Source organism: Columbia Basin potato purple top phytoplasma (genome assembly GCF_028595955.1).
GTDB lineage: Bacteria > Bacillota_I > Bacilli_A > Acholeplasmatales > Acholeplasmataceae > Phytoplasma.
Genome location: NZ_JANHJP010000001.1, coordinates 32,601 through 58,268 on the forward strand (window position 1 = coordinate 32,601; position 25,668 = coordinate 58,268).

16 protein-coding genes and 1 tRNA gene are annotated in these 25,668 nt (G+C 23.2%); 6 read left to right on the forward strand and 11 right to left on the reverse strand.

What is annotated here, in order from left to right; translation table 11 throughout:
* Positions 1 to 5: 5 nt before the first annotated feature.
* From aspS to M8044_RS00195, 11 genes are all read right to left on the reverse strand, one after another.
* Positions 6 to 1,763, reverse strand: coding sequence for an aspartate--tRNA ligase (gene aspS / locus M8044_RS00145; protein ID WP_273585049.1), 1,758 nt, complete (start codon positions 1,761 to 1,763; stop codon positions 6 to 8).
* A complete protein-coding gene (hisS, locus tag M8044_RS00150; RefSeq protein ID WP_273585050.1) occupies positions 1,764 to 3,032 on the reverse strand; it encodes a histidine--tRNA ligase in 1,269 nt (422 codons plus the stop codon).
* Positions 3,033 to 3,038: 6 nt separating this feature from the next.
* Positions 3,039 to 5,279 (reverse strand): RelA/SpoT family protein, encoded by a 2,241-nt coding sequence (locus M8044_RS00155; RefSeq protein ID WP_273585051.1) that lies wholly within the window; start codon positions 5,277 to 5,279, stop codon positions 3,039 to 3,041.
* 84 nt (positions 5,280 to 5,363) lie between these two features.
* Complete coding sequence (mnmA, locus tag M8044_RS00160; RefSeq protein ID WP_273585052.1) at positions 5,364 to 6,512, reverse strand: tRNA 2-thiouridine(34) synthase MnmA; 1,149 nt, start codon at positions 6,510 to 6,512, stop codon at positions 5,364 to 5,366.
* Between the two features lie 20 nt (positions 6,513 to 6,532).
* The gene (locus M8044_RS00165; protein WP_273585053.1) at positions 6,533 to 8,308 is read right to left on the reverse strand and encodes a nitrilase-related carbon-nitrogen hydrolase; all 1,776 of its coding nucleotides are present in this window, start codon (positions 8,306 to 8,308) and stop codon (positions 6,533 to 6,535) included.
* 122 nt (positions 8,309 to 8,430) lie between these two features.
* Complete coding sequence (locus M8044_RS00170) at positions 8,431 to 9,171, reverse strand: YitT family protein (protein WP_273585054.1); 741 nt, start codon at positions 9,169 to 9,171, stop codon at positions 8,431 to 8,433.
* Between the two features lie 85 nt (positions 9,172 to 9,256).
* Positions 9,257 to 10,345, reverse strand: coding sequence for a peptide chain release factor 2 (prfB, locus tag M8044_RS00175; RefSeq protein WP_273585055.1), 1,089 nt, complete (start codon positions 10,343 to 10,345; stop codon positions 9,257 to 9,259).
* A 31-nt stretch (positions 10,346 to 10,376) separates the two neighbouring features.
* Entirely contained in the window at positions 10,377 to 12,896 is a 2,520-nt protein-coding gene (gene secA / locus M8044_RS00180; RefSeq protein WP_273585094.1) for a preprotein translocase subunit SecA, read from the reverse strand.
* Positions 12,897 to 13,157: 261 nt separating this feature from the next.
* Positions 13,158 to 14,501 carry an FAD-dependent oxidoreductase gene (locus M8044_RS00185; RefSeq protein ID WP_273585056.1) on the reverse strand — a complete coding sequence of 448 codons (1,344 nt, stop codon included), beginning with the start codon at positions 14,499 to 14,501 and terminating at the stop codon, positions 13,158 to 13,160.
* Positions 14,502 to 14,645: 144 nt separating this feature from the next.
* A complete protein-coding gene (locus M8044_RS00190; RefSeq protein ID WP_273585057.1) occupies positions 14,646 to 19,202 on the reverse strand; it encodes an exonuclease domain-containing protein in 4,557 nt (1,518 codons plus the stop codon).
* A 173-nt stretch (positions 19,203 to 19,375) separates the two neighbouring features.
* Positions 19,376 to 19,462: transfer RNA gene (locus M8044_RS00195), tRNA-Leu, on the reverse strand.
* A gap of 574 nt (positions 19,463 to 20,036) precedes the next feature.
* Here M8044_RS00195 and pdhA point away from each other — a divergent pair.
* The 6 genes from pdhA (at position 20,037) to M8044_RS00225 (ending at position 25,617) form a co-directional block, all read left to right on the forward strand.
* The gene (gene pdhA, locus M8044_RS00200) at positions 20,037 to 21,137 is read left to right on the forward strand and encodes a pyruvate dehydrogenase (acetyl-transferring) E1 component subunit alpha (protein ID WP_273585058.1); all 1,101 of its coding nucleotides are present in this window, start codon (positions 20,037 to 20,039) and stop codon (positions 21,135 to 21,137) included.
* 146 nt (positions 21,138 to 21,283) lie between these two features.
* The gene (locus tag M8044_RS00205) at positions 21,284 to 22,270 is read left to right on the forward strand and encodes an alpha-ketoacid dehydrogenase subunit beta (RefSeq protein WP_273585059.1); all 987 of its coding nucleotides are present in this window, start codon (positions 21,284 to 21,286) and stop codon (positions 22,268 to 22,270) included.
* A gap of 30 nt (positions 22,271 to 22,300) precedes the next feature.
* Complete coding sequence (locus M8044_RS00210; protein ID WP_273585060.1) at positions 22,301 to 22,531, forward strand: biotin/lipoyl-containing protein; 231 nt, start codon at positions 22,301 to 22,303, stop codon at positions 22,529 to 22,531.
* 37 nt (positions 22,532 to 22,568) lie between these two features.
* Complete coding sequence (locus M8044_RS00215) at positions 22,569 to 23,327, forward strand: dihydrolipoamide acetyltransferase family protein (RefSeq protein WP_273585061.1); 759 nt, start codon at positions 22,569 to 22,571, stop codon at positions 23,325 to 23,327.
* Positions 23,328 to 23,370: 43 nt separating this feature from the next.
* A complete protein-coding gene (gene lpdA / locus M8044_RS00220) occupies positions 23,371 to 24,750 on the forward strand; it encodes a dihydrolipoyl dehydrogenase (protein ID WP_273585062.1) in 1,380 nt (459 codons plus the stop codon).
* Positions 24,751 to 24,855: 105 nt separating this feature from the next.
* Positions 24,856 to 25,617, forward strand: a complete 762-nt coding sequence (locus M8044_RS00225; protein WP_273585063.1) for a TatD family hydrolase — start codon at positions 24,856 to 24,858, stop codon at positions 25,615 to 25,617.
* Positions 25,618 to 25,668: the final 51 nt, after the last annotated feature.

Sequence of the window (25,668 nt, forward strand, 5' to 3'; positions counted from 1 at the left end):
TTTTATTATTTATCTTTATTTTCTGATTTTTTTAATTTTAAAATTTCTAATTGTTTTTCATCAATTAAAATAGGACTTTGCATCATTAAATCTTGTCCACTTTGAGTTTTAGGAAAAGCAATTACATCTTTAATATTATTTGTTTTAGTAAATAACATGACTAAACGATCCAAACCTAAAGCGATACCACCATGGGGAGGGGCGCCATATTTTAAAGCTTCATTAAAAAAACCAAAATTTTGTTCAATCTCTTCTTTTTTTAAACCTAACTTATTAAAAATAAATTCTTGAACTTTATATTGATAATTTCTTAATGAACCGCCACCCACTTCATGACCATTCCAAATTAAATCATAAGTTTGTGCTTTAACTTTATCAGGGTTTTCATATAATTGTTGGACATTTATAGGAGCAGTAAAAGGGTGATGCATGGAATAATATTTCATTTCTGATCGATCAAATTCTAATAAAGGAAAATCCACAACCCATAATAAAGATTCTTTTTTAGGATCATATAAATTTAAAGTTTGAGCTAACTTATTTCTTAAATAACCTAAAGATTTTAATATAATGTCATTATTTTCATTATCTAATGCTGGATTGCTCTGTGATATAATAAAAAGACAAATTTCTTCTTCTTCTATAAAAAAATTTTTTGCAATAAAATTGCTTAAATACCCTTTTAAAACATTGTTTTTTATTTGTATAATATGTAAATTTAAAGAAAACTTTTGTTGAATTAAATCTTTATATTCATCAATTTTTTTTCTGGAAAAAAATTCTTTGTATTCTTTAATATTTATTTTAATACCTTTTATTATTTTTGTATTATTATCTTCATGTATGAATTTATTATCAAAATAAGGCGTTAAATTTTCAATTAATAAATCAAATCTTAAATCTGGTTTGTCTGTTCCATATAAATTAAGAGCTTCATTATAAGTTATTTTGGGAAAAGGTGTTTTTAAAGTTTTGTTGAAAATAGAATGAAAAAGATTTTGCATGATTTCTTCTACTAAAGTCATAATTTCTTCTTTAGTAAAAAAAGAGGTTTCGATATCTATTTGAGTAAATTCTGGTTGTCTATCAGATCTTAAATCTTCATCACGAAAACAACGTGCTATTTGAAAATATTTTTCAAAACCAGCAATCATATATAATTGTTTAAATATTTGCGGTGATTGAGGCAAAGCATAAAATTTAAAAGGATGCATACGAGATGGAACTAAATAATCTCTAGCTCCTTCGGGGGTAGATTTAGATAAAATAGGAGTTTCTAACTCTAGAAACTTATTGTCTAAAAGAGTTTGTCTTATACTTTGGGTAATTTGATGACGCTTTATTAAATAATTTTTTTGTTCTGTTTTTCTTAAGTCTAAATAACGATATTTTAAACGGTGCTCTTCTGATGCTTCTGTTTGTTCAAAGACATTTAAAGGTAAAGTATGAGCTTCTGATAGAATATTAATTTTTTCAATTAAAATTTCTATTTCTCCCGTTTTTAAATTTAAATTTTTATTTATTCTTTCCTTTACCCAACCTATAACTTCGACTACAGTTTCTATTTTTATAGAAATTATTTGATCGTATTGTGGATGATTTTTATCAGCAACTAATTGTATGATTCCTGAAAAATCTCTTAAAATTAAAAATATTTTTGCACCAATATTTCTTTTTCTGGCCAACCAACCTTTAATTAAAACTTTTTGTTCTTTTTGTTTTAAAGTTATTTCATTATTAGAAAAAATATATTTGGTTTTCATTTATAAGTTTAATCCTTCTTTTAAAAAATTGATTATTTTATTTTTATTTATAGTAAATGTTGTTTGATCAGAAATATTTTTAATATTAACTTTATTGTTTTCTATTTCTTTTGGTCCTATAAAAATAATATATTTAGGTTTTAATTCTAATATTTTGCGGAATTGTTTTTTAAAATTGAATATTTTATAATTCATTTCGGCTTTTATATTGTTTTGTCTGATTTTTCTTAATAAAAGAAACGTATCTAACATAATCATTTCATTTAAATTAAATAAATAAACATCTAAACCATATTCTTTTTTATAATTTTCAAAAAACATATTTTCTTCTAAAATATCCATTAATCGTTCTATTCCGAAAGCAAAACCAATACTCTTAATTTCATAACCACTAAATTCTTTTATAAGATTATTATAATTACCGCCGCCACCTAAGATATAGTTTTGTTTATTTATATGAGAAAAAATAGAAATTTCAAAAACAAGATCAGTATAATAATCTAAACCCCTTACTAATTGAAAATCTATTTCAAAATTAATTTGGGATTTACCTAAAATATCTAAAGTTGTTTGAAATTTATTTTTAGATTCATGAGTCAAATAATTAAATATAATAGGTGCTTCTTTTAAAATTGCTTTAGATGAACATTCTTTACAGTCGAAAATTCTTAAAATATTTTGATCTTTTCTTGTTAAACATAAATTACATAATTCATTTTGATGATTTGTTATATAAGGTTTAAAATCATTTAAAAAACGGTTACGGGATTCCAAATCTCCTAAGCTATTAATTTTGATTTTAGCTTCTTTTAAATTAAGTATATTTAAAAGATCACTTAGTAAAAAAAATATTTCTATTTCTGATAAAAAATTTTTAATTCCAATAACTTCAACTCCAAATTGATGAAACTGACGATAACGTCCTTTTTGGGGTCTTTCATAACGAAAAAAAGGACCGTAATAGTAGAATTTTGTTAAATCATTTGTATTATAAAGTTTATTTTCGACATAACTTCTAGCGATAGAAGCTGTTCCTTCTGGTCTTAAAGCAATATTTCTACCTTTTTTATCTTTAAATTGAAAAATTTCTTTCATAACCATTTCAGAATATTGAGCAGAACGTTGAAATAATTCACAATATTCTAAAATAGGTGTTCTGATTTCTTGAAAATTATATTTTTCCAAATATATTTTAATTTTATTTTCTAAAATTTTCCATTTTTCAATTTCAGTGAATAGTAAATCTCTAGTACCTTTAATTTTTTGCATAATCTTTTAATTGATTCCTCTATAAATTTGATAAATATTAGGTAATTGTGATAAAGTAGAAATCAATTTTTCAATTTCTTTAATATTATGAATTAAAATTTTTAATTTAATTTTTGTTTCTGATGATTTATCATTAATAACATTTATTTTTAAAATATAAATTCCTAATGTGTTAATTTTTTTATTAATATCTATTAAAAGTGTAGAATTACGAGAACCTATTAAAAAAATCCAAGCAAAATATTTTAATTTAGGATTATCCTTGTACCAATTAGCATCAATAATTTCATTTGAATCATATTTTTTTATATTAGAGCATGTTTTTCTATGAATATTAATACCTTTTCCTTTAGAAATAAAACCTATAATATCTTCATTAAATACAGGAGTACAACAATTAGCTAATTTTAATTTAATATTTTCTACTCCTTCAATAAAAACTCCACTATTATTACAATAAGATGCTTTATTATTATAATTTTTTATTATTTGTTTTTCTAAAATATTTTTATTTTTTTCTAAGGATAGATTAATTTGATTAATTACATAATTACAATTAATTTTTTTATTAGCGATAGCAATATATAAATCATTAATATTTTGAATATCTTGTTTATGAAAAAATTCAGTTAAAAAATTTTTATCAATTATAAAGTTTATTTTTTTATTATTTAATTCTTTTTCTAAAATCTCTTGACCTGTTTTGATTAAATATATATTTTTTTGTTTTTCTTGATTTAAAACTTTTTTGATTAATTTTTTAGCATAAGTAGTTTTTACAATTTTTAACCATTCTTTGTTAACGCGAAATAAATTTTTATTAGTTGTGATAGAAATAATATCACCATTTTTCAAAATATAATCTAAAGGAACAATTTTACCGTTCACAATAGCTCTAGTCATTCTATATCCAATTGAGGAATGAATAAGAAAAGCGAAATCAATTGGTGTTGAACCTTTGGTTAATTCATAAACTTCTTGTTTAGGAGTAAAAACATAAACATTTTCGGTTAAAATATCATTTTTAATGGCATTTACAAAATTTTTAGGATTTTTATTTAAATAATCATCAGAATCTTGAGTTATTTTAATTAATTCTTGATACCATCTTAATTTTTTAGCAATTTCCAATTGTTTATCTTGTTTGGAATATATTTTATTTTCTTTATATCCCCAATGCGCAGCAATCCCTTTTTCGGCAATTTCATCCATTTCTTTAGTTCTTATTTGTAATTCGAATAAAGTACCATCTTTAGATAGAACAGTATTATGTAATGATTGATATAAATTAGGTTTAGGAACAGCAATATAATCTTTAAATCTTAAAGGTAAAGGTGAGTAATGAGAGTGAATAATACCTAAACAACGATAACATAAATCTACTTCGTTTACAATAATACGAATAGCTAATAAATCAAAAATTTCTTCTAATCCTACTTGTCTTTGTTTCATTTTTTTATAAATGCTATAAATATTTTTGCTTCTACCGCTAATAGAAAAATTTGTAATATTAGATTGGTTCAACAAAATCTTAATATTGTTAATTATTTCTTGAATAGATTTCTCTCTTTGATTTTTTTTCATATTGATTAAGCTAGATATTTGATAATATTTTTCAGGTTGAATATAACGAAAAGAGAGATCTTCTAATTCTGATTTTATTTTAAATAAACCTAAACGATGAGCTAAAGGAACATAAATAGTTAAAGTTTCTTGCGAAATACGTATTCTTTTATCAGGTCTCATTATTTTTAAAGTTTTCATATTATGAAGTCTATCAGCTAATTTAACAAGTACTACCCTAATATCATTTGCCATAGCTAAGAACATTTTTTGTTGATTTTCGATTTGTCTTTGTTGTTGATTAAACATAAGTTTAGTTAATTTAGTGGTTCTTTTTACTATATTTGCTATATCTTCGCCTACATTTGATTTTAGTTCTTCAAAAGTTAAATCGGTATCTTCTAAAACATCATGCAATAAACCCGCCATTAAAGTATTTGGTTCACTTTGTAAATCAGCTAAAATTTGAGTTACATAAATAGGATGAATAATAAAATTTTCTCCTGTTATTCTTTTTTGATTTTTATGTTTTTCTTTAGCTAATAAATAAGATTTATTTATTTGAATTAAAATATTTTCATTTGTTATATATGACTTAATTTTAGACATTAATTCTTGGAATATTTTTTGTTCTTCTTTATTTAATTCATTTTCGTTATTAGATTGATCTTTAGATAATAACACACAAAAACCACCTTAAAAATTTTTTTAATGTTTTTTTTAAAAAAAGAAGAATAAATTATTTATAATGAGTCATAAAATCAAAACTTAAGTGTATAATAATTTTTTATTTTGAGAATAAACTTCCTTTATTATACCAGCGCCTAAACAAAAATCTTCTTTATAAAAGGCACAAATTTGTCCAGGCGTAACTAATTTAATTTTTTGCGAATAATAAACTTTAATTATATTTTCGCTTAAAAATATAATTTCAACTTCTTGATCAGGCTGACGATATCGAAATTTAGCTGATATTTTCATTTTAGCATTTTTTTTATAAAAATAACATCCACAATCTCTCCAAACTATATTTGTAACTAAAGCTGAATCACTATATAAATAAGGACTTTCAGGATTTTGATCTACATAAAGAGTGTTAGTTTTTAAATCTTTACCTACCACAAACCAAGGATTTTGATTCTCTTTTGTTATTTTTAAATTTAATCTTTTTCTTTGGCCGATAGTATATTTCATTACACCTTCATGTTCTTTTAAAAAAACACCTTTTGTATCTTTGATAGGTCCTTTTTGTGATTTTATATAATTATTCAAAAAAACAAAAAAATTTCTTTCTCCTATGAAACAAATGCCTGTAGAATCTTTTTTATTAGCGGTAATGAGTTTTTCTTGAAGAGCGATTTTTCTTACTTGTTCTTTTGTTATTTCACCTAAAGGAAAAATAATTTTATTTAATTGTTCTTCTTTTAATTGAGATAAAAAATAAGTTTGATCTTTGTTTTTATCTAAAGCTTTAGCTAAAATTTTTCTTTTATTTTTATGAATAATTTTAGCATAATGACCCATAGCTATATAATCAGGTTTAAATTGCTCTACATATTTGGTAAAAATTGAAAATTTAATTTTATTGTTGCATAATACATCAGGATTAGGAGTTAAATTTTGTTTTATATCGTTTAAGAAAGAAGCAAAAACTTGATTCCAATAATTTTCTGAAAAATCAACTTTATGACATTTAATTTGTAATTGTTCAGCGATTTTTAAAGCATCATTGAAATCTTTTTCTTGAGGACAAATATTATTGTTAATAAATGGATTTCCTTTAATATCATAATTTAAACTACTATCCCAATTACGCATAAAAACACCTTCAACGTCGTAACCTTGTTTTTTTAAAAGAAAAGCAGCTACACTACTATCGACGCCACCAGATAAACCAATAATTATTTTTTTTTTCATATTTTACCTTTGAATTTGAATTATTTTTTTATTTCTTGTCTTAAAATATTATTCGGCACTTTGAATTCTGTACGATAAGATAGACCACAAGATACAATTTTAACACCAGAAGAAATTTTATTTCTTTTATGTTGGTTTTGATAGAAATTCTTAATATATTGCGAAACTAATGTAAAACTTTCGTTATAAGAACAAAAAAAAGTTTTTTCTAATAAGAAAATTATTTTTTCTTTAGATAAACCATTATTTAAATAATGATATAAAATAAAATCTTCTATAATAACTTTACGATTTAAAAATTTATTTATTTTATTTAAATAAAAATTTTTAATATTTTCTTCAATAAAGATTTTTTTCTTTTTAAAATGGAATAAAATCAATTCTGTCATTAAAGTATTAGGTATACCAGCATTTATGTTATATACAAAACTATTAGATGGACAACTATAATTTATTTTACCATACGCGATATTAGATAAATTATTACTTAGTAAAATTAATTTATCTAAATTATTTTTTAAAAGCGATTCAGAATTATTTATATTTTCTTTATTTATAAATTTAATATTATTTATCCCTAAGTTATTTAATAATTGTTTATCAAAAGATAAACTTTGAGAATCATGATAATAATCTAATTCATTTATTATAATTTCTAAATCTTTGAAAGATTTTTGATTATCATTCAAATATTGAACAACAACTAAAATCATTAAAATATCATTTAGTGTATTTTTTATTTCTAATAAAATTTTAGATTTTTTTATATGAAAAATTTGAGATTTTAAAGATAATGTTTGAATTGTATTTGATAATTTTAATTGTTTGCTTAATTCTTTTGGGTTATCATTTAAAAAAGGTTTAGGATTTAATGGTTTTTCGAAATCATATGATTCATTTTCTTTTAAATCGAAATAAGATTTCACAAAAGGCCATTCTTTTCCAATTGTTTGATCTGCATAACTTGTATCAATTCTTCTTTGATGTTTAATATAATCTATAAATACATCAACTACTAAACTAATATCTTCTTGTTCTGTTAAATTTTTTTCTCCAATAATTTCTCCTAAAACAGCAGCAATTTTATGATTAGAAAAAAGAGTATCTGTAGAAGATTCTGTTATTCCACTGCTAGTATAAAAATATCCTCCTATTTGTTTACGAGAATGATTTAAAACAGCTAATTTACGCATTTGATCTTTTCCAATATGTTCTGTTGAAGAAGATAAATTAAAAATCAAATGAGCGCCGTTTAAAACCATTTTATCACTAGGCGATGTAATAGTCCATAAATCTTGACAAATTTCAACACCAAACACAATATTAAATTTTTTATTAATGAATAAAATATCTCCTATAGGAACTTTTTGTCCTAATAAATCAATTATTTCATTATTTATATATTGCCCTGAGTGAAACCATCTTTTTTCATTAAATTCTTTATAATTAGGTATTGTTTTTTTAGGCACAATGCCTAAAATTTTTTTACCTTGAATAACAATAGCTACATTAAATAAAATTTCTTTGAATAAAAAAGGCATTCCAATTATGAAAACGCCTGGAAAATTATTATTATTAATAATAAAATCAAGAGAAGATAAGTTTTCTTCTAAAAAATTAGTTTCAAAAAACAAATCTCCTGCTGTATAACCGCTTAAGCATAATTCTGGAAATAAAACAACACTTGCTTTACTTTTGTTTAAAATTTCAATAATGCTTTTGGCATTTTTTGCAGAGTTTCCTACATATAAATTAGGACTAGACATTTCTATTTTGATAGACCCGTTTTTATACATTATAAAAAAACCTTTCTAATTTTGTTTTTCGTTTTTCATTGGATTTTAAAGGTTTATAAAATAATTTTTTAATTTTTTTCTATTAATTTTGACTCAAAATAATAATTTTATGATTTAAAAATTTATTTATTTTTCTTTTTTATGATAAGATTATCTCTTTTTTCCATTACAAAACCTACTATAATTATAGATAAAAGAGAACAAAATAATTTAATTAAAAAAAATCCAATTTGTGCATGGAGGAATGAAGAACACAAAACGATTATTCCATCAGTTAATAATAAGGTTAAAACAAAATTTATACCATAAATATCTTTTAAAATTTTTTGACAAATATCCAAACCACCTGTATTATAGCCTAAATTACGAATATTACTTAAAGTGTATCCAATCAAAAAACCACCTAAAGTACCAGATATTATATATGAAAAAATGCGCTTTATTTTAGGATGATTTTCATTAAAATTTAATTGCAAAGTCGATAAAATACGTTCTACATCATTTTCTTTTATACAAAGATCTAAAAGAAAAAAAATCCCGCTTAAAAATAAAGCTAAAAAAACTGTTTTTTGACAAAAATTTTTGCCAAAAAATTTATAAGCTAAAAATATAGTAATTAAATTATAAAAAAGATGCAAAATAACAAAATATGAGTTAAAATTACCTTTTATACTTGGTTCAATATATTCAATAATTTGTGTTGTTAAAGAAGAAAAACCATCTAAACCGCCATTATTTAATCTAGGACCTATAATAAAAAAGAAAATAGAGATAGCTAAAATTATATCATTTAATATAAGCAAAAACCATTTATAATACTTATTATTATAATTTTTATTTTTTTTAAAAATATTTTTGAACAAATGAATTTTTCCTTTATGCTCTATTTAATTTTTAAAATAAACAATTAATAAATAGTTTCAAAAAAAATTTATATTTCGATATTATTTATTTTTTTAAAAAAGAATTTATAAAATCATCTAAATAACCATTCATAACTGAATCAATTTGAAAAACTTCACAATTAGTACGATGATCTTTTACCATCTGATAAGGATGAAAGATATAACTTCGGATTTGATTACCCCAACTTATATTTTTTTGATCTTCTTTTAAAATATTTTTATTTTCTTTTTGTTTGGAAACTTCTAATTCTAATAATTTAGTTTTTAAAATTTGTAAAGCTTTTTCTCTATTTTTTATTTGGCTTCTTTCGTTTTGACAATTAACTACTATATTAGTAGGTAAATGTGTTATTCTTACTGCAGAATCCGTTGTATTAACATGTTGTCCGCCTGCTCCACTACTTCTAAAAACATCAATTCTTAAATCTTCGTCTTTTATATCAATTTTAATTTCTTCTTTTATATCGGGTAAAACTTCGCAAGATACAAATGAAGTGTGTCTTCGCAAATTAGAATCAAAAGGTGAAATTCTGACTAATCTATGAACTCCCATTTCCGACTTTAAATATCCATAGGCATAAGAGCCTTTGATTAATAAACTAACTGTTTTGAGACCGGCTTCTAATCCTTGTTGTAAATATAAAATTTTGACTTGAAAGTTTTTTCTTTGAGCATATTTTTGATACATTTGAAAGAGCATTTCGCACCAATCTTGTGATTCTGTGCCTCCTGCTCCAGGGTGCAAAGTTAAAATAGCGTTGTTTTCGTCATAAGTTTTATTTAATAAAATACTAATTTCGAAATTTTTAATATCTTTTTGGAGTTTATTTAAATCTTTTACTAATATTGAATAGTCATCATCATTTTCTTTTATTAAATCTAATAAAGTAATCAAATCATTGAATTTTATATTTAAATCTATAAATCGATCTATTTGTTCTTGTAATTTATGAAATTTTTTTGTTTTTTTAGTGATATTAATATTATTTTGATCCCAGAAAGAACTTTCTGTCATTGATTTATTAAATTGATTAATCTTATGTTTTTGCTCTTTTATATTTATTTTATATTCTAGATTTAATAAAATTTTTTTTAAATTTTCTAAAATTTTATTAATTTCATATTTTTCCATATTTTTCAATAAATCCTTGTGTCAAAATATTTTAATTCCATGGTTTTTTAACTGATTTATATTTTATTTTTTTTTGTCTATTCATAATATTTTTTTTTAGATTATTTTTATTTACAATAGATTCTTGTTTATTTATTTCTGATAAATCATTTGGAGCAAAAGAAAATTTTAAAATAATACGTGTTATTTCTGATGAAATATTTTTAATCATTTCATTAAAGAAATTACGTCCTGTATCTTGATAAACTGTTAAAACATTTTGTTGCCCATAGCTTACAAAATTAATACTTTGTCTTAAAGTATTCATATCTGAAATATGACATTTAAAATGATTATCAATAGTTCTAAGCATGATAAATTTTAAAGTTTCGAAATAATAATTTTTATTTTCAATAATTAAGTTTTTTTTATGTTGCGCTAAAATATTTTTTATTTTTTCATGAACCAATTCAGTTATTGGTTTTTTCAGATTTTTTTTATTTTCTTTTTCTGTTATTTTTTTTAATTCTTCTAAGTTAAAAATATTTTTAGGAAAAAATAAGTTCTCTAAATAATTTATGAAATTAATTAAATCTTCATCTTTATTTTGTGTCATTTTATTGAATAAAAAATATTTTATTTTTATATTTATTGTTTTTATTATTATATTTAAAGCTAATTCTTCTGTGTTTTCGGTTTGTAAAATTTGTTTTCTTTGTTTATAAATAATGTCTCTTTGCAAACCTAATACAGAATCGAATTGTAAAATAAATTTACGATAATTAAAGTTAGAAGCTTCGATTTTTTTTTGTATATTAGTGAAAAATCTAGTAAAAATTTTGAAAGAAATAGGTTTATTGTCGTTTTGTGTATTTTGATTTTTTTGTAAAAAGGAAATTATTTTTTGAATTTTATTCCCACCAAAACGTTGTATTAGTTCATCTTCGCCTGATACAAAAAAAACTGAAAATCCTGGGTCTCCTTGTCTTCCTGCACGACCTCTTAACTGATTATCGATTCTTCTGGATTCATGTCTTTCAGTTCCTAAAACTGCTAAACCTCCTAATTCTACTACTCCTTTGCCTAAACGAATATCTGTTCCACGTCCAGCCATATTAGTCGCTATTGTAATAGAACCTTTTTGCCCAGCTTTAGCAATTATTTCTGCTTCTTTTAAATGATTTTTAGCATTTAAAATTTCATGAGGAATTTTTCTTTTTTTTAAATTTTTAGAAATTTGTTCAGAAACTTCAACAGTAACAGTTCCAATTAAAACAGGTTGTTTTTTCTTATATCTTTTTTCTATTTCTTGAAATAAAGATTTCCATTTGTCTTCTAAAGTAGCAAAAACAAAATCAGGAGCATCTTCTCTAATCATTGTTTTATTAGTTGGAATTTCGATTACTTTCATATTATAAATGCTAATAAATTCTTTTTCTTCTGTTTTGGCTGTACCAGTCATACCAGATATTTTTTTATAAATACGAAAGAAATTTTGATAAGTAATAGTTGCGTTAATTTCTGTTTCTGGTTCTATATTGCAACCTTCTTTTGCTTCTAGAGCTTGATGTAATCCATCACTAAATTGACGCCCTTGCAAAATTCTACCTGTGAATTGATCTATAATTAATATTTTATTCTTATCTAATAAATAATCTTTATTTTTATCCATAAGAAAAAAAGCTTTTAAAGCGTTTTTGATACAATGTAATAAAGAATAATTATCTCCACTATATAAATTTTTAATTTGAAAAAAAGTTTCAGCTTTTTTAATACCTTCTTCTGTTAATTCAATTGTTTTAGATTCTAAATCAACTATATAACTTTCTTCTTTTAAAGTTTTAACAAAACGATCAGCATCCCTATAAAATTTTATACCTTGTTTTTTTTGACTAGAAATAATTAAAGGAGTTCTAGCTTCATCTATTAAAATTGAATCTACCTCATCGATAATAGCGTAATTATATTTTTTTTTCATTAATACATTATCAAAATTTGTTTCAATGTTATCTCTTAAATAATCAAAACCTAATTCACTATTAGTAGAATAAAGAATATCACAATTATAAGCTAATTTTTTTTCTTCAATAGTTTTTTCTTTAATATTTAAACCAACAGTCATTCCTAAAAAACGAAAAACATCACCTATTTCACCTTCGGCTTCACGACGAGCTAAATATTCATTAACAGTAACGATATGAACGCTTTCACCGCTTAAAGCATTTAGATAAGCAGGCATAACTGAAGTTAAAGTTTTACCTTCACCTGTTTTCATTTCAGCAATTTTACCTTCATGTAAAACAATTGCGCCTAAAAGTTGAACATTGTAAGGAGTTAAACCTGTTACTCTTTTACAAGCTTCTTTTGCTAAAGCAAAGGCTTCTACTAATAAATTATTTAATGAAGTTCCTTCTTGATAAAGTTTTTTTAATCTTTCTGTTTCTTTAGGGAAATCATCATTATTTAATTTTGAAAATATATCGTCAAAATAGTTAATTTTTTTAACTGTTAAATTAGCCTTTTTTAGATATTTTCTAGAATAATTGAAAAAATTTTTTAAAAAACAAAAAATCATTTTATATGATGACCTTTCTTTGCGATAATTCTAAATTTAATTTTTAAACTAAAAATAAATATAAATTTTTTTTAGAACTTTTAAAAAAAATATAAAATTTTATATTTTTTTTAAAAGTTCTAAAATTTAAATATTTATAATTTATTTTTATTTTGAATTGGTTTTTGCTCCATTTATTTACAAAAATAAAATAAAAAACTATGTTTATATTTAGTAAACATAGTTTGTTTATCTATTTTGTTGCTTATTTATTTATTTTTATTTTACAGATTCTAAATATTTTAACCCTACTAAGTTTAATAAATGCCATGGTTTGCTAAAATATGGATGAAAAGAAAAGTCTTTGAAAGCTAAAGCATCTACAGTAGTTTGTTGTTCTATAAACACACTTAAAGTATTTATTTTTTCAGTTAAATCAGTATTAGATAAGATTTGCCCTCCTAAAATAATACCTGTTTCTTTTTCAAACACAATTTTTAATAATACAGAATCATATTCAGGCATAAATTCAGGTCTGTTAGCATCTTTTATGGTAATTGAATCATAATTAATGTTTAATAGTTTTGCAGCGTGTTCATTTAAACCTGTAGAAGAAATACTTAAATCATTAATTTGAATACAACTTGTTCCTTGAGTTCCTAAATATTTGCAAATATTTTTTTTAATGTTTAATCCTACGATAGTACCAGTTCTTATAGCGTTAGTAGCTAAAGGCATATACATATTTTTTTTATTTAATGGATTATAAATAATATTTATATTATCTCCGCAACCATACACATCAGGATGAGAAGTTTGTAAATATTCATTAACTTTTAAAGCGTTATTAGAATCTAATTCTAAAATATCTTTTGCTAAATCTGTGTAAGGTCTAAAACTAATACATGCGATAACCATTTCTGTTTCATAACTGTTTTTATCAGTTATAACATGAGTAACTAAATCGTTTTGAGTTTTAAATTCAACTACTTTTTGACTTAAAGCTAAATTAACATTATGTTGTTGTAAACTATCTTCAGCTATTGAAGTAAATTCTTTATCTAGATATTTAGGCATTATTCTATCTTCTATATCTATTAAAGTTACTTCTTTTTTTTGTTTTGAAAAAGCTTCGGCTAATTCTACTCCTATGTAACCAGCACCTATGATTGTTATTTTATTAACATTTTTTCCGTAATCTATAATATTATTAGCATGTTCTAAATTTTTAGATAAAAAAACATTTTTAGATTGAATTCCTTTTATTTTAGGTATAACCGGCCAAGAACCTGTAGACAAAATCAATTTATCGAAATGATCAATAAATTCTTTACCAGTTTTTAAATCTTTTGCTAAAATATTTTTTTTCTCTAAATCGATTTTAATGACTTCATGTTTTAATTTTACATCAGCACCTAAATTTGATAATTCTTCAGCGCTAGAATAAAATAAACCTTTTCTATCTTTTACTACTCCGCCAATATATAAGGCTATTCCGCAAGATAAAAAAGAAACATTGTCATTTTTTTCATAAATACTTATTTCAATATCTTTATTTTGTTTTAATATTGTTCTAACCGCAGCTGTTCCTGAATGATTACAACCAATAACAATTACTTTCATTAATATATTTTATTTAACCTCATTCCAAATAATTTTGAATTTTATTGTGAAATAAAATTCAAAATATTTCAAAAAATATTATTCACTATAATTATAACTTAATTTAAATAATATTACAAATTTGTTTATTTTTAAATAAAAAAATTATTCTAAAGGTAATTTTTCTACTAATTTAAGTTCTTCTATTATTTTTTTGGAAATAGTTTTATTTAATTTAACTCTTTTAAAAAAATCTAATTGTGTAAATAATTTATTTTTTCTTTCATTAACTATATTGGTAGCAGCTTTTTCTCCTAATCCATCTATTGCAATAAAAGGCATTATTAAAGAATTATTATCATACATCACAAATTCAAAAGCTTCTGATTTATTTAAATCAATTGGTAAAAATTTAAAACCTCTTTTGATCATTTCCGAAGCAATATTTAAAGTATTCAACATATTTTGTTCTTTTGCAGTATTTTTTTCTTTTTTATTTGCATTTATTAAATATTGAATTTTTTCATCAATTTTATAAGGTGTTTGTAACATTACATCATAATCAAATTGCTCTAGTCTTGTTGAAAATACACCACTATAAAATAAAAGAGGATGATAGACTTTGAACCATGCAATTCTTAAAGCCATTAAAACATAAGCAGTAGAGTGTGCTTTCGGGAAAAGATATTTTATTTTGGTTAAAGAGTCAAAATACCAATCAGGAATGTTTGTGCTTTGTTTTAGTGTATTTATAATTTCTTTCCATTTTTTAGGCTCAGAATGTTGTTGTCCTTTACGTACTAATTCCATAATTTCGAAAGCTTTTAAAGGATCTACATTTTGTTGAATTAAGTATAGCATAATATCATCGCGACAACCAATAATTTCATTAAAAGAAATATTCATTTTACTATTTTTTAAATAATAAAAATCTCCTTCTTTATTTAAAATATCTTTAGCATTTTGATTCCAAACATCAGTTCCATGAGATAAACCAGATACTTTTACTAAAGTTCCGAAATTAAATTTTTGTTTTTCTTTTATATAAATATCTTTTAACATTTTTTTTACAAAATCTGTACCAAATTCTGGGATAGCAATTGTTGTAATAGGTGTTTTGTTATCTTTTGTTAATAATTCGTTGGAAAAAAGTTTATAAATTTTAGGATCATCTACCGGAATATTTTGATAAGAATCAAAAGAAAATTTATTTTGATTTTTTTTTACATAATCCATAAAAAATTTAATTAAGATAGGATCATCATGTCCTAAAATATCCATTTTAAATAAATTATGTTCAAAAGAATGATAATCAAAATGAGTAGTTTTCCAATTAGATTCTATATCATTTGCCGGAAATTGAATTGGGGTAACTTCATAGATAGAAATATCTCGTGGCACAACAATAATACCGCCAGGATGTTGACCTGTAGAACGTTTAACTCCTTCGATTATGTTAGCTCTTCTATAAATTTCCCAATTTCTTGTTTGATTTTCTAAATTTTTGTCTTTAATAAAACCTTTTACATAGCCAAAAGCAGTTTGTTTAGCTACTGTTTGGATCGTTCCTGCTCTAAATGCACAATTTTCTCCTAATAACTCTTTCATATAATCGTGTGCTTTTGATTGATAATCACCTGCAAAATTTAAATCTATATCAGGTGTTTTATTACCTTCAAACCCTAAAAAGGTTTCGAAAGGAATATTTTGTCCATCTTTTGAAAAGTTATTGGAACAAAAAGGACATTTTATATCTGGCAAATCATAACCTGATAAAATATTTGTTTCAAAATTTGAATAATTATTTAAATCTGATTTTTCATATTGCATTATATATTCTTTGTATGTCTGTGTTTCTTTTTGTTCTTGAGTCATTTGTGGAAAAACAGTGTATTGACATTGTTTACAAAGATAATGAGGTTTTAAAGGATTTACTTCTGTTATTCCTAATAGAGTTGCTACAAAAGAAGAACCTATAGACCCACGTGAACCTACTGGATAACCCTTTTCTATTGAATTTTTGGCTAACAAATGAGCTAAGTAATATATAGGAGAAATACTATTGTTATTATTTGTATCTTTCTCATCCCCGATAATACTTTTCAATTCTTTTTTTATTCTTTCATCTACTAAAGGATGTAGTTTAATTCCATATAATTTTTGTAATTTATTTTTAATTAATGTTTGTAATTCTTTTTTAATACTTGGGATTTTTAAGTTTATAGCGAAATTGTCATCTTTTAACGAAAATAATTGTTTAGGAAAAATTTGAATTTTATCAATTTTATCATTTAAGATATGAGTATTGTTAATAACTAAATCTTCTTTAAGTTTTTGATCTTTTATAAAATCAAAAGCATTTAACATTTCTTGAGTAGTTAAAAAATGATTATCTGGTAAATTATTGGTTTTATATTTCGATAATTTATGCAAACCCCCACCAATTAATTTAGCATTAATATAAATTTCTCTATAAATTTTATCGTAAGGATTTAAATAATGAACATCTCCAGTAGCAATAATTATTTTATTTTGTTTTTGAGCTTCTTCAATAATTTTTAAAATTATTTCTTGAATAATACTTTTATCTTTAGATGAATCGTCACCTGTTAAATCATAAATAATATGTTTATAACTTTCTATAGGTTGAACTTCTATATAATCATAAAAAGAAATTGCTTCACTTAATTCTTTATCATTTTTATTTAAAGCAGCTTCAAAAACATTACCTTCATAACAACCGCTTCCTATTAACAATCCTGTTCTATATTTCTCTAAATTAGATTTTAATATTTTAGGTTGTTTATAAAAATCTTTAGTTAAAGAATCACTTATTAAATGAAATAAATTTTTATATCCTATTTGATTTTGAACCAAAATATTAATATGATAAGATCTTTCAAATTTTATATCTAAACTACCTTTTAAATCATAAAAATATAAAATATTTTGTTCTTCTAATTTTTTAAACATTTCTAATAAAACAAGCGCCGTTATATGAGAATCAAATAAAGCTCTGTGATGTTGACTCTCTAAATCACTTTTCACCTTAAAATATTTAGCTACTCTTTTCAAAGAAAAAAATTTTAAATTTTGATCAAAATATTTTTGGCTCAAATATAAAGTATCTATAAAAGGTTGATCTTCGAAAGGTATTTTTAATTGTTTAGCTTTTTCTTTTAAAAAACCGATATCAAAAGAATAATTATGTGCAACCAAAACATAACCTTTAATAAACTTGAAAAATTTGGTTAAAATTTCTTTAATTTTAGGTTTATTAATTAAATCTTCATCTTTAATTCCTGTAAGTTCTGTAATATTTTTATTTAATTTAATTTCTGGATCAATTAATTCATCAAAAATTTGATCTGTTATTTTACCATTTTCTATTTTGATAGCTGATATTTCAATAATTTTATCTCTATGTTTAGAAAAACCTGTAGTTTCGATATCTAAAACAATATAATTATGTTTTTTCAAAAGAAAATTAGCAAAAATAGGATTTTGTTCTTGATTGGTAATAAAAATAGGTTTTTCTTCGATAAAATTGGATTCTAATCCTAAAATAGGTTTAATATTTTTGCCATGAGAATATTTATTAATGTCAGGATAAGCATAAAGCCCATTATGATCTGTAAATGCAATTGCTTTATGTCCCCATCGTTCTGCTGTTTCAATATAATCTTTAACACTATTTGTCGCATCTAAATTAGACATTTTTGTATGTATATGGAATTCAATTCTTTTTTTTCCTGGATAATCATCTATTCTTTTTAAATATAAAGGAGTATGATCTAAAACTTTATATTCATCTATATCAAAATAAAAATTGTCTTTTTTATAAGTATCTTTCACAAAAGAAGTTAAAATTTCAATTAAAATTCCTTCTTGAAAATCTTTTTCTATTTGTTTATATTTTTCTGTTTTAGGATTGAAAAATTTTTTCAAAAATATAGAATCTGTTTTCGTATCAGGCTCTATTAAATAAAAAGAAAATAAAATTTGTTTATTTTTAGTTTCTTTTTTAGATATTTGTTGAACATAACCTTTTATCCAAAATTTCTTTTTTTTACTTATTAATTCAGAAGCTTCTTGATAAGTCAAAGGAATATCTTTAAAATTTAAAAAAAATTTATCATTATATATTTTTTGTGTTATTTGTAGTAAATTTATTTTTTGCAAATTTAAATCTAAATCAGAATTATATTCTTTTTTTAATAATTTATCTAATTTTTGAATTGTATTTTTTATTTTTTCTTCATTATATTGTGGACTATTTTCATTAAATTGAATTTTTATTTGACATATTTTATTTTGGAAATCAATTTCTTGAATTTCTATAACTCTAATATAACTATTAGATAAAATATAAAAATCTTCTGTTTCATTTTTTTTATTAATAATTTTGTTCAAAAGATATTTAAATATTTCGGACCATATTTTTTCATCTTTTATATTTTTTAAATTTATAAATGAAAATTTAATGCTAATCTGAAAATTTTGAATAAAACTTTTTACTTCGTTATATAAAAAAGTTTTAATTTCTTGTTTGAATATTTCTGAAGAACAAATGTTTAATAAATTTTGTTCTCCTGAGATTTCTAAAATCCATTTATTATTTTTTTTTTCAACAAGTGTTTTATTAAGTTTGTAAGTAGTTTTGTTTTTCTCATTAAATCTTTGCATAAAAGAATTAAAATTATTGTTAATATTTAGATTCATTATTTATTTACTCTTATAACTATTATTTTTTAAAATTTATTATTATTTCGCTAATAATTATTTTATATGTAAGAAAGTAATTTATAGTATAAAAAAATAAACACATGAATTTGTTCATGTGATTATTTTTCTTATATTATTTGATATTAGCTTTATTTATAAAAAAATTTATTTGGTACTGATGGTCGGACTCGAACCGACATGAGTTTAAGCTCGTTTGATTTTGAGTCAAATGCGTATACCAATTTCGCCACACCAGCCTAACAACAAATTTATTTATTACAAGGATAAAATCCCAAAACGAAATAAATAAAATGTTTCTATACTGTATTATTTTAACATAATATTTTATAATAATATTTATTATATATTTATGCTTTTAAAACATAAATAAATTAAATATTGTAAATGTTGTTAATTGTGAAAATCCTAGATTCAAATAAGTTATAATTATTAAGTAAGTTTGTAATATTATAAAATTTATAAATTATTTTGATTATGAATTATTTTAAATGTTTAGATAAATTTTTATAATATGGCATAAATAGTTATTTATATATTTTTTTTAATTTTTTAATTGTAGAATTGATATATGTTTTATATAATTTTGAGTATTTTTGATTTAATTTTTTTTATTATGTTTATAATTGAAATATGTTTTGCATAAAACAATGCAAAAACGAAATACGAATGTACATTAAAATAAAAAATATGTGTATTTATTTATGCATTTATATTTTATGTATAGTAATATAATATTGTAATTTTGATTATTATAAAAAATATTGTAATTTTAATTATTATAAAAAAATTAGTAAAAAGGGCTTTTTGTTTATGGAAGAAATATTTGAATTATATAATCCTTTAAAAAAAGAAAAACTGCAAATTTTAGATGTAGAAGGTAAAGTAATTAATCCAGATTTAGAACCTAAAATATCTAAAGATGAATTAATGAAAATGTATAAAACAATGGTTTTATGCAGAATTTCTGATTTAAAAGCTGTTCAATATCAACGTCAAGGTAGAATGTTATCTTATGTTATTAATCGAGGTCATGAAGCTTCACAAGTAGGAACTGCTTCTGCTTTACAAAATCAAGATTGGATTTCGCCTTATTTTAGGGATATAGGTTTATATTTGTATCGTGGTATTTCATTGGAAAATATATATCTTTATTGGTTTGGTAATGAAAAAGGTTCTAAAATGGATCCTAATAAACGTATTTTACCTGTTAATATTATAATAGGTTCTAGTGTTACTATGGGATCAGGTTTAGCTTTAGCAAGTAAAATACAAAATAAAGATGAAGTCACTTTAGCTACGATAGGCGATGGTGGTACTGCTCATGATGAATTTTATGCAGGTTTAAATTTTGCTTCTGTTTTTAAAGCTCCTTTAGTAGTTGTTATCCAAAATAATCAATATGCTATTTCTACTCCTAGACAAATCGCTTCTAATTCTGAAACTTTAGCTCAAAAATGTTATGCTTTCGGAATTCCAGGCATGTTAGTTGATGGTAACGATGTTTTAGCGGTTCATACAGCTGTTAAATATTTTACTGAAAGATCACGACAAAAAAAAGGTCCTGGTTTGTTAGAAATTGTAACTTATCGTATGGGCGCTCATACAACTAATGATAATACAACTTTATATCGTTCGAAAGAAGAAGAGGATGAATGGCAATTAAAAGATCCTATCGTTCGTTTTCAAAAATATTTATTAAATAAACAAATTTTAACACAAGATATAATAGAACAAATAGACAAGGAAACAGAAGAATATGTTTCTCAAGTTCATAAAAATATTATGTCCTATGGTACTAAAGTAGAACCTATTGAAATTTTTGAGCATATTTATAGTGAAATGACTCCTGAATTAAAAAAACAATATTCCGAATATGAAGAATTTTTAAAAATAAAAAATCAAAAAAAATAATAAATATTTATTTTCGAAATAAATATTTATTATTATATGTTTTTATAATTTTTTTTATTGCATAATAAAAAAAGTGATTTTAATCATATAATTATTCATCTAAATTTATGGATAAATAATATAAAAAGGAAAGTCAATAAATAATAATGTCAAATAAAGTTTTAATGAATTTATTACAATCTATTAATCATACTTTAGATATTCAATTAGCAAAAAATCCAAAAATAGTTTTATTCGGTCAGGATATTGGTAAATTAGGCGGAGTTTTTCGAGTAACAGCCGGTTTACAAGATAAATATGGAAAAGAACGTGTTTTCGATAGTCCAATAACAGAATCTGGTATTGTAGGAAATGCTATAGGAATGTCTATTAATGGATTAATTCCGATTGCAGAAATTCAATTTGATGGTTTTGTTTACGTAGGTTTACAAGATCTAATTTCTCATGCAGCTAGAATGAGAAACCGTTCTAGAAATAGTTTTACATGTCCTATGGTATTAAAATTTCCTGTAGGAGGAGGAGTAAAAGCTTTAGAACACCATTCAGAATCTTTAGAAGTTATTTTAGGTTCGATTCCAGGTTTAAAAGTAGTTGTTCCTTCTAATCCTTATGATGCTAAAGGACTTTTAATCGCGGCTATCAATAGCCCGGATCCTGTTATTTATATGGAGCCAAAACTTTTATATCGTGGTAAAAAAGAAGAAGTACCTTTAGAAGAATACGAAGTGGAAATAGGAAAAGCTAAAGTAGTTAAAGAAGGCAATGATATTACTCTAGTTGCTTGGAGCTCTGCTGTTCCAATTTCTAAATTAGCTATAGATGAATTAGATAAAGAAGGTATTTCTATAGAATTAATAGATTTAAGAACTATTAATCCAATAGATAAAGAAACAATTTTAACTTCTGTTAAAAAAACAGGTAGATTATTAGTAGTTCATGAAGCTACTCAAACTTATGGCCCAGCTGGAGAAATAATAACTTTAGTTAATGAACATATTTTTGATTCTTTAAAATCAGCTCCTCAAAGAGTTACAGGTTTTGATATTATTATGCCTTTAGCTAGAGGAGAATATCATCAAAATTTAAATCCTGATAAAATTATTTACAAAATTAAAAAAATATTCAATAAATAAAAAAAATACTAGGAAAGGTGATTATTTATAATGTTTGAATTACGTTTTTCAGATATAGGAGAGGGAATTACGGAAGGAAAAATTATTAAATTTTTGTGCAAAGTAGGAGATCAAGTTAAAGAAGGACAAGATTTATTAGAAGTTGAAACTGATAAAGTTTCTGTTTTTATTCCTTCTGTTGCTACAGGTAAGATTAAAGAAATTTTTTTCAAAGAAGGCGATGATATCGAAGTTGGAGATTTATTATTAACAATCGAATAATTTTTCGGTAATTTAGAAAAAGGAAAAGTTATAATATATGGAAAATAATAATAATAATAATAATATAAAAAGTGATAACAAAAACACAGAAAATGAAATAGAAATTTGTAAAATTTCAAAAATAAGAGAAGTAATATCTAAGAAAATGGTTGTTGCAAAAACAGAAATTCCTGATGTGACTGTTACAGAAGAAATAGATATTACTGATTTAGTTTTTTTAAGAAAAAGATTAAAAAATGAATTAGAACCTCAAGGTATTAAATTAACTTATATGGCTTTTATAGCTAAGGCAGTTATTTCTGCTTTAACTGAATTTCCTTTGTTTAATTCTAGTTTTGACTCTGTTAAAAACGAAATAATTATAAAAAAATTTATTAATTTAGGTATTGCAGTAGATACTCCGCGGGGTTTAATGGTTCCTAATATTAAAAACGCTGATAAATTAAATATCATTGAGTTAGCTCAAGAAATTAATAAATTAGCTAAAAATGCTCAAGAAGGCAAATTAACATTGAAGCAACTCCAAAATGGAACTTTTACTTTAAGTAATTTTGGTTCTATTGGCGGTCTACAATGCACACCTATTATTAATTTGCCTGAATTATCTATTTTAGGGATTGGCAAAATTATTAAAAAACCAGTAGTTAAAGATAATAATATTTGTATTGCTGATATTTTACATGTTTCTTTGACATTCGATCATCGTGTTATAGATGGTGCTGATGCTTCTAGATTTTTAAACAAAATTACTTCAGTATTAACTAATATTACAGAATTAGAAAAATACATTTATTAAAAAAATCGATAAATTTTTTAGAAAGAAGACAAAGAACAAATATATGACAAAATACGATATTTTAATTATTGGTAGTGGCCCGGGGGGCTATGTTTCTGCTATTAAAGCAGCTCAGTTAGGCGCTAAAGTTGCTTTAATAGAAAAACATAAAGTTGGTGGTATTTGTCTTAATTATGGTTGTATACCAACTAAATCATTTTTAAAAAGCGCTAAGGTTTTTGATATTGCTAAAAATATTGATAATTACGGTATTAATAAAATAAATGATATTTCATTTGATTGGTTATCTATTTTGAATCGTAAAGATAAAATAGTTAAACAATTATATAATGGTATTCTTTTTTTATTAAAAAAAAATAAAATTGATTTATATAATTCTTTTGCAGAAGTTTTAACTCCAAATTTAGTTCAAGTAGGGGATAAACAATTAGAAACTAAAAAACTTATTATTGCTACAGGTTCTAGCGCTTTTATACCTCCAATTCCTGGAGCTAAAGAATCTTATGAAAATAAATTTCTTTATACTAGTAAAGAATTAGTTCAATTAGAAAAATTTCCTAAGAAATTAATTATTATTGGTGGAGGAGTTATTGGAGTAGAATTCGCAACTCTTTTTGCTAAATTAAATTCTGAAGTTATAATTATAGAAAAGCAAAAAAATATATTAAGTAATATAGATCATGATATTGTTAAACTTTATGCTAAAAAATTAAAAAAAGATCGTATTAAAATTTATACAGATTCTACAGTAGTAAAAATAGATAATAATAAAGTTCATTATGAAATGGATAATCAAATATATCAGGATGAAGCAGATTTAATTTTAATGGCTGTCGGTATTAAACCTAATTTAGATGGAATTCAAAATTTGAATTTAAAAACAGATAGAAGCGGTATAATTACTGATAATTTTTTAAGAACTTCTGTTGAAGGAGTTTATGCTATTGGAGATGTGAATGGTAAATATACGTTAGCTCATGTTGCTAGTCATGAAGGTATTATAGCTGTTTCTCATGCTTTAAACTCTAAAGAACATCTTTTCCCTATGGATTATAATTTAGTTCCTAATTGTATTTATGGCTTTCCTGAAATATCTACTATAGGTATGACAGAAGAACAAGCAAAAGATAAGGAAATAAATTATAAAGTTTCAATGTTTCCTGTCAGTGCTATAGGAAAAGCTTTAGCGGATGGAGAAACTGATGGTGTTGTTAAATTAATTGTTAATAAAGATAATTCAAAAATTTTAGGTATGCATATATTATCTTGTAACGCTACAGAATTAATTAGCGAAATTGGTGTTGCTATAAGCCTAGAAGCAACAGTTTATGATATGATCAAAGTAATTCATCCTCATCCTACTTTATCAGAAATAATTTCGGAAACTTTTTTAGGAGCAATAGATAAACCTATTCATCTTTAATTTTATTCAAATAAATATTTCGAATATATATTATAAAACCCAATTATTTGGGTTTTTTATTTATTAAATAGTAAAAATTAATTTGTTAAAAGAGAAATAAAAATTATGTTAATTGATACACATGTTCATTTAAATTTTGATTATTTTGATAAAGTTTTAAATAAAGTTCTTGAAAGAGCTTATAAAAATGATATTCAATATTTTATTGTACCTGGCGTGGATAAAGCAACAAACGAAAAAGCAATTGAATTAGCTTCTCGAAATAAATCCATTAAAGCTGCTGTCGGAATTCATCCTTGTCATTGGTTAAATGAAGATCCTTTAAGTATTATAAAATATTTGAGACATCCACAAGTAGTAGCTGTAGGAGAAATTGGTTTAGATTTATATCATGACAAAAGTTCTTTACTAATTCAAAAAAAATTTTTACAAATCCAAATTAAATTAGCTTTAGAGTATAATTTGCCTATTATTTTACACGCAAGAGAATCTTTTGATGAAATATATTCAATGTTATTACCTTATAAAGGTAAAATTAGAGGAGTATTTCATTGTTTGACTAGTCATCTTATAGAAGCCAAAAAAGCTATAGAATTAGGTTTTTATGTAGGATTAGGAGGTATTATTACTTATAAAAATGCTATTGAAGCGCAAAAAATCGTTCAACAAATTCCTTTGGATAAAATTTTGTTAGAAACAGATGCTCCTTTTTTAACTCCATTTCCTTTAGACAAAAATAAAACAAATGAACCTGGATTTATGAAAATTATAGCGGAAAAAATATCTTATTTAAAACAAATAAGTTTAAAAGAAGTCACTCAACAAACAACATATAATGCTAGTAAATTATTTAATTTAAATATATAATACTTTTATTATTTAAGTAATTTTTTTTATAAAATAAAAATAATTTTTATA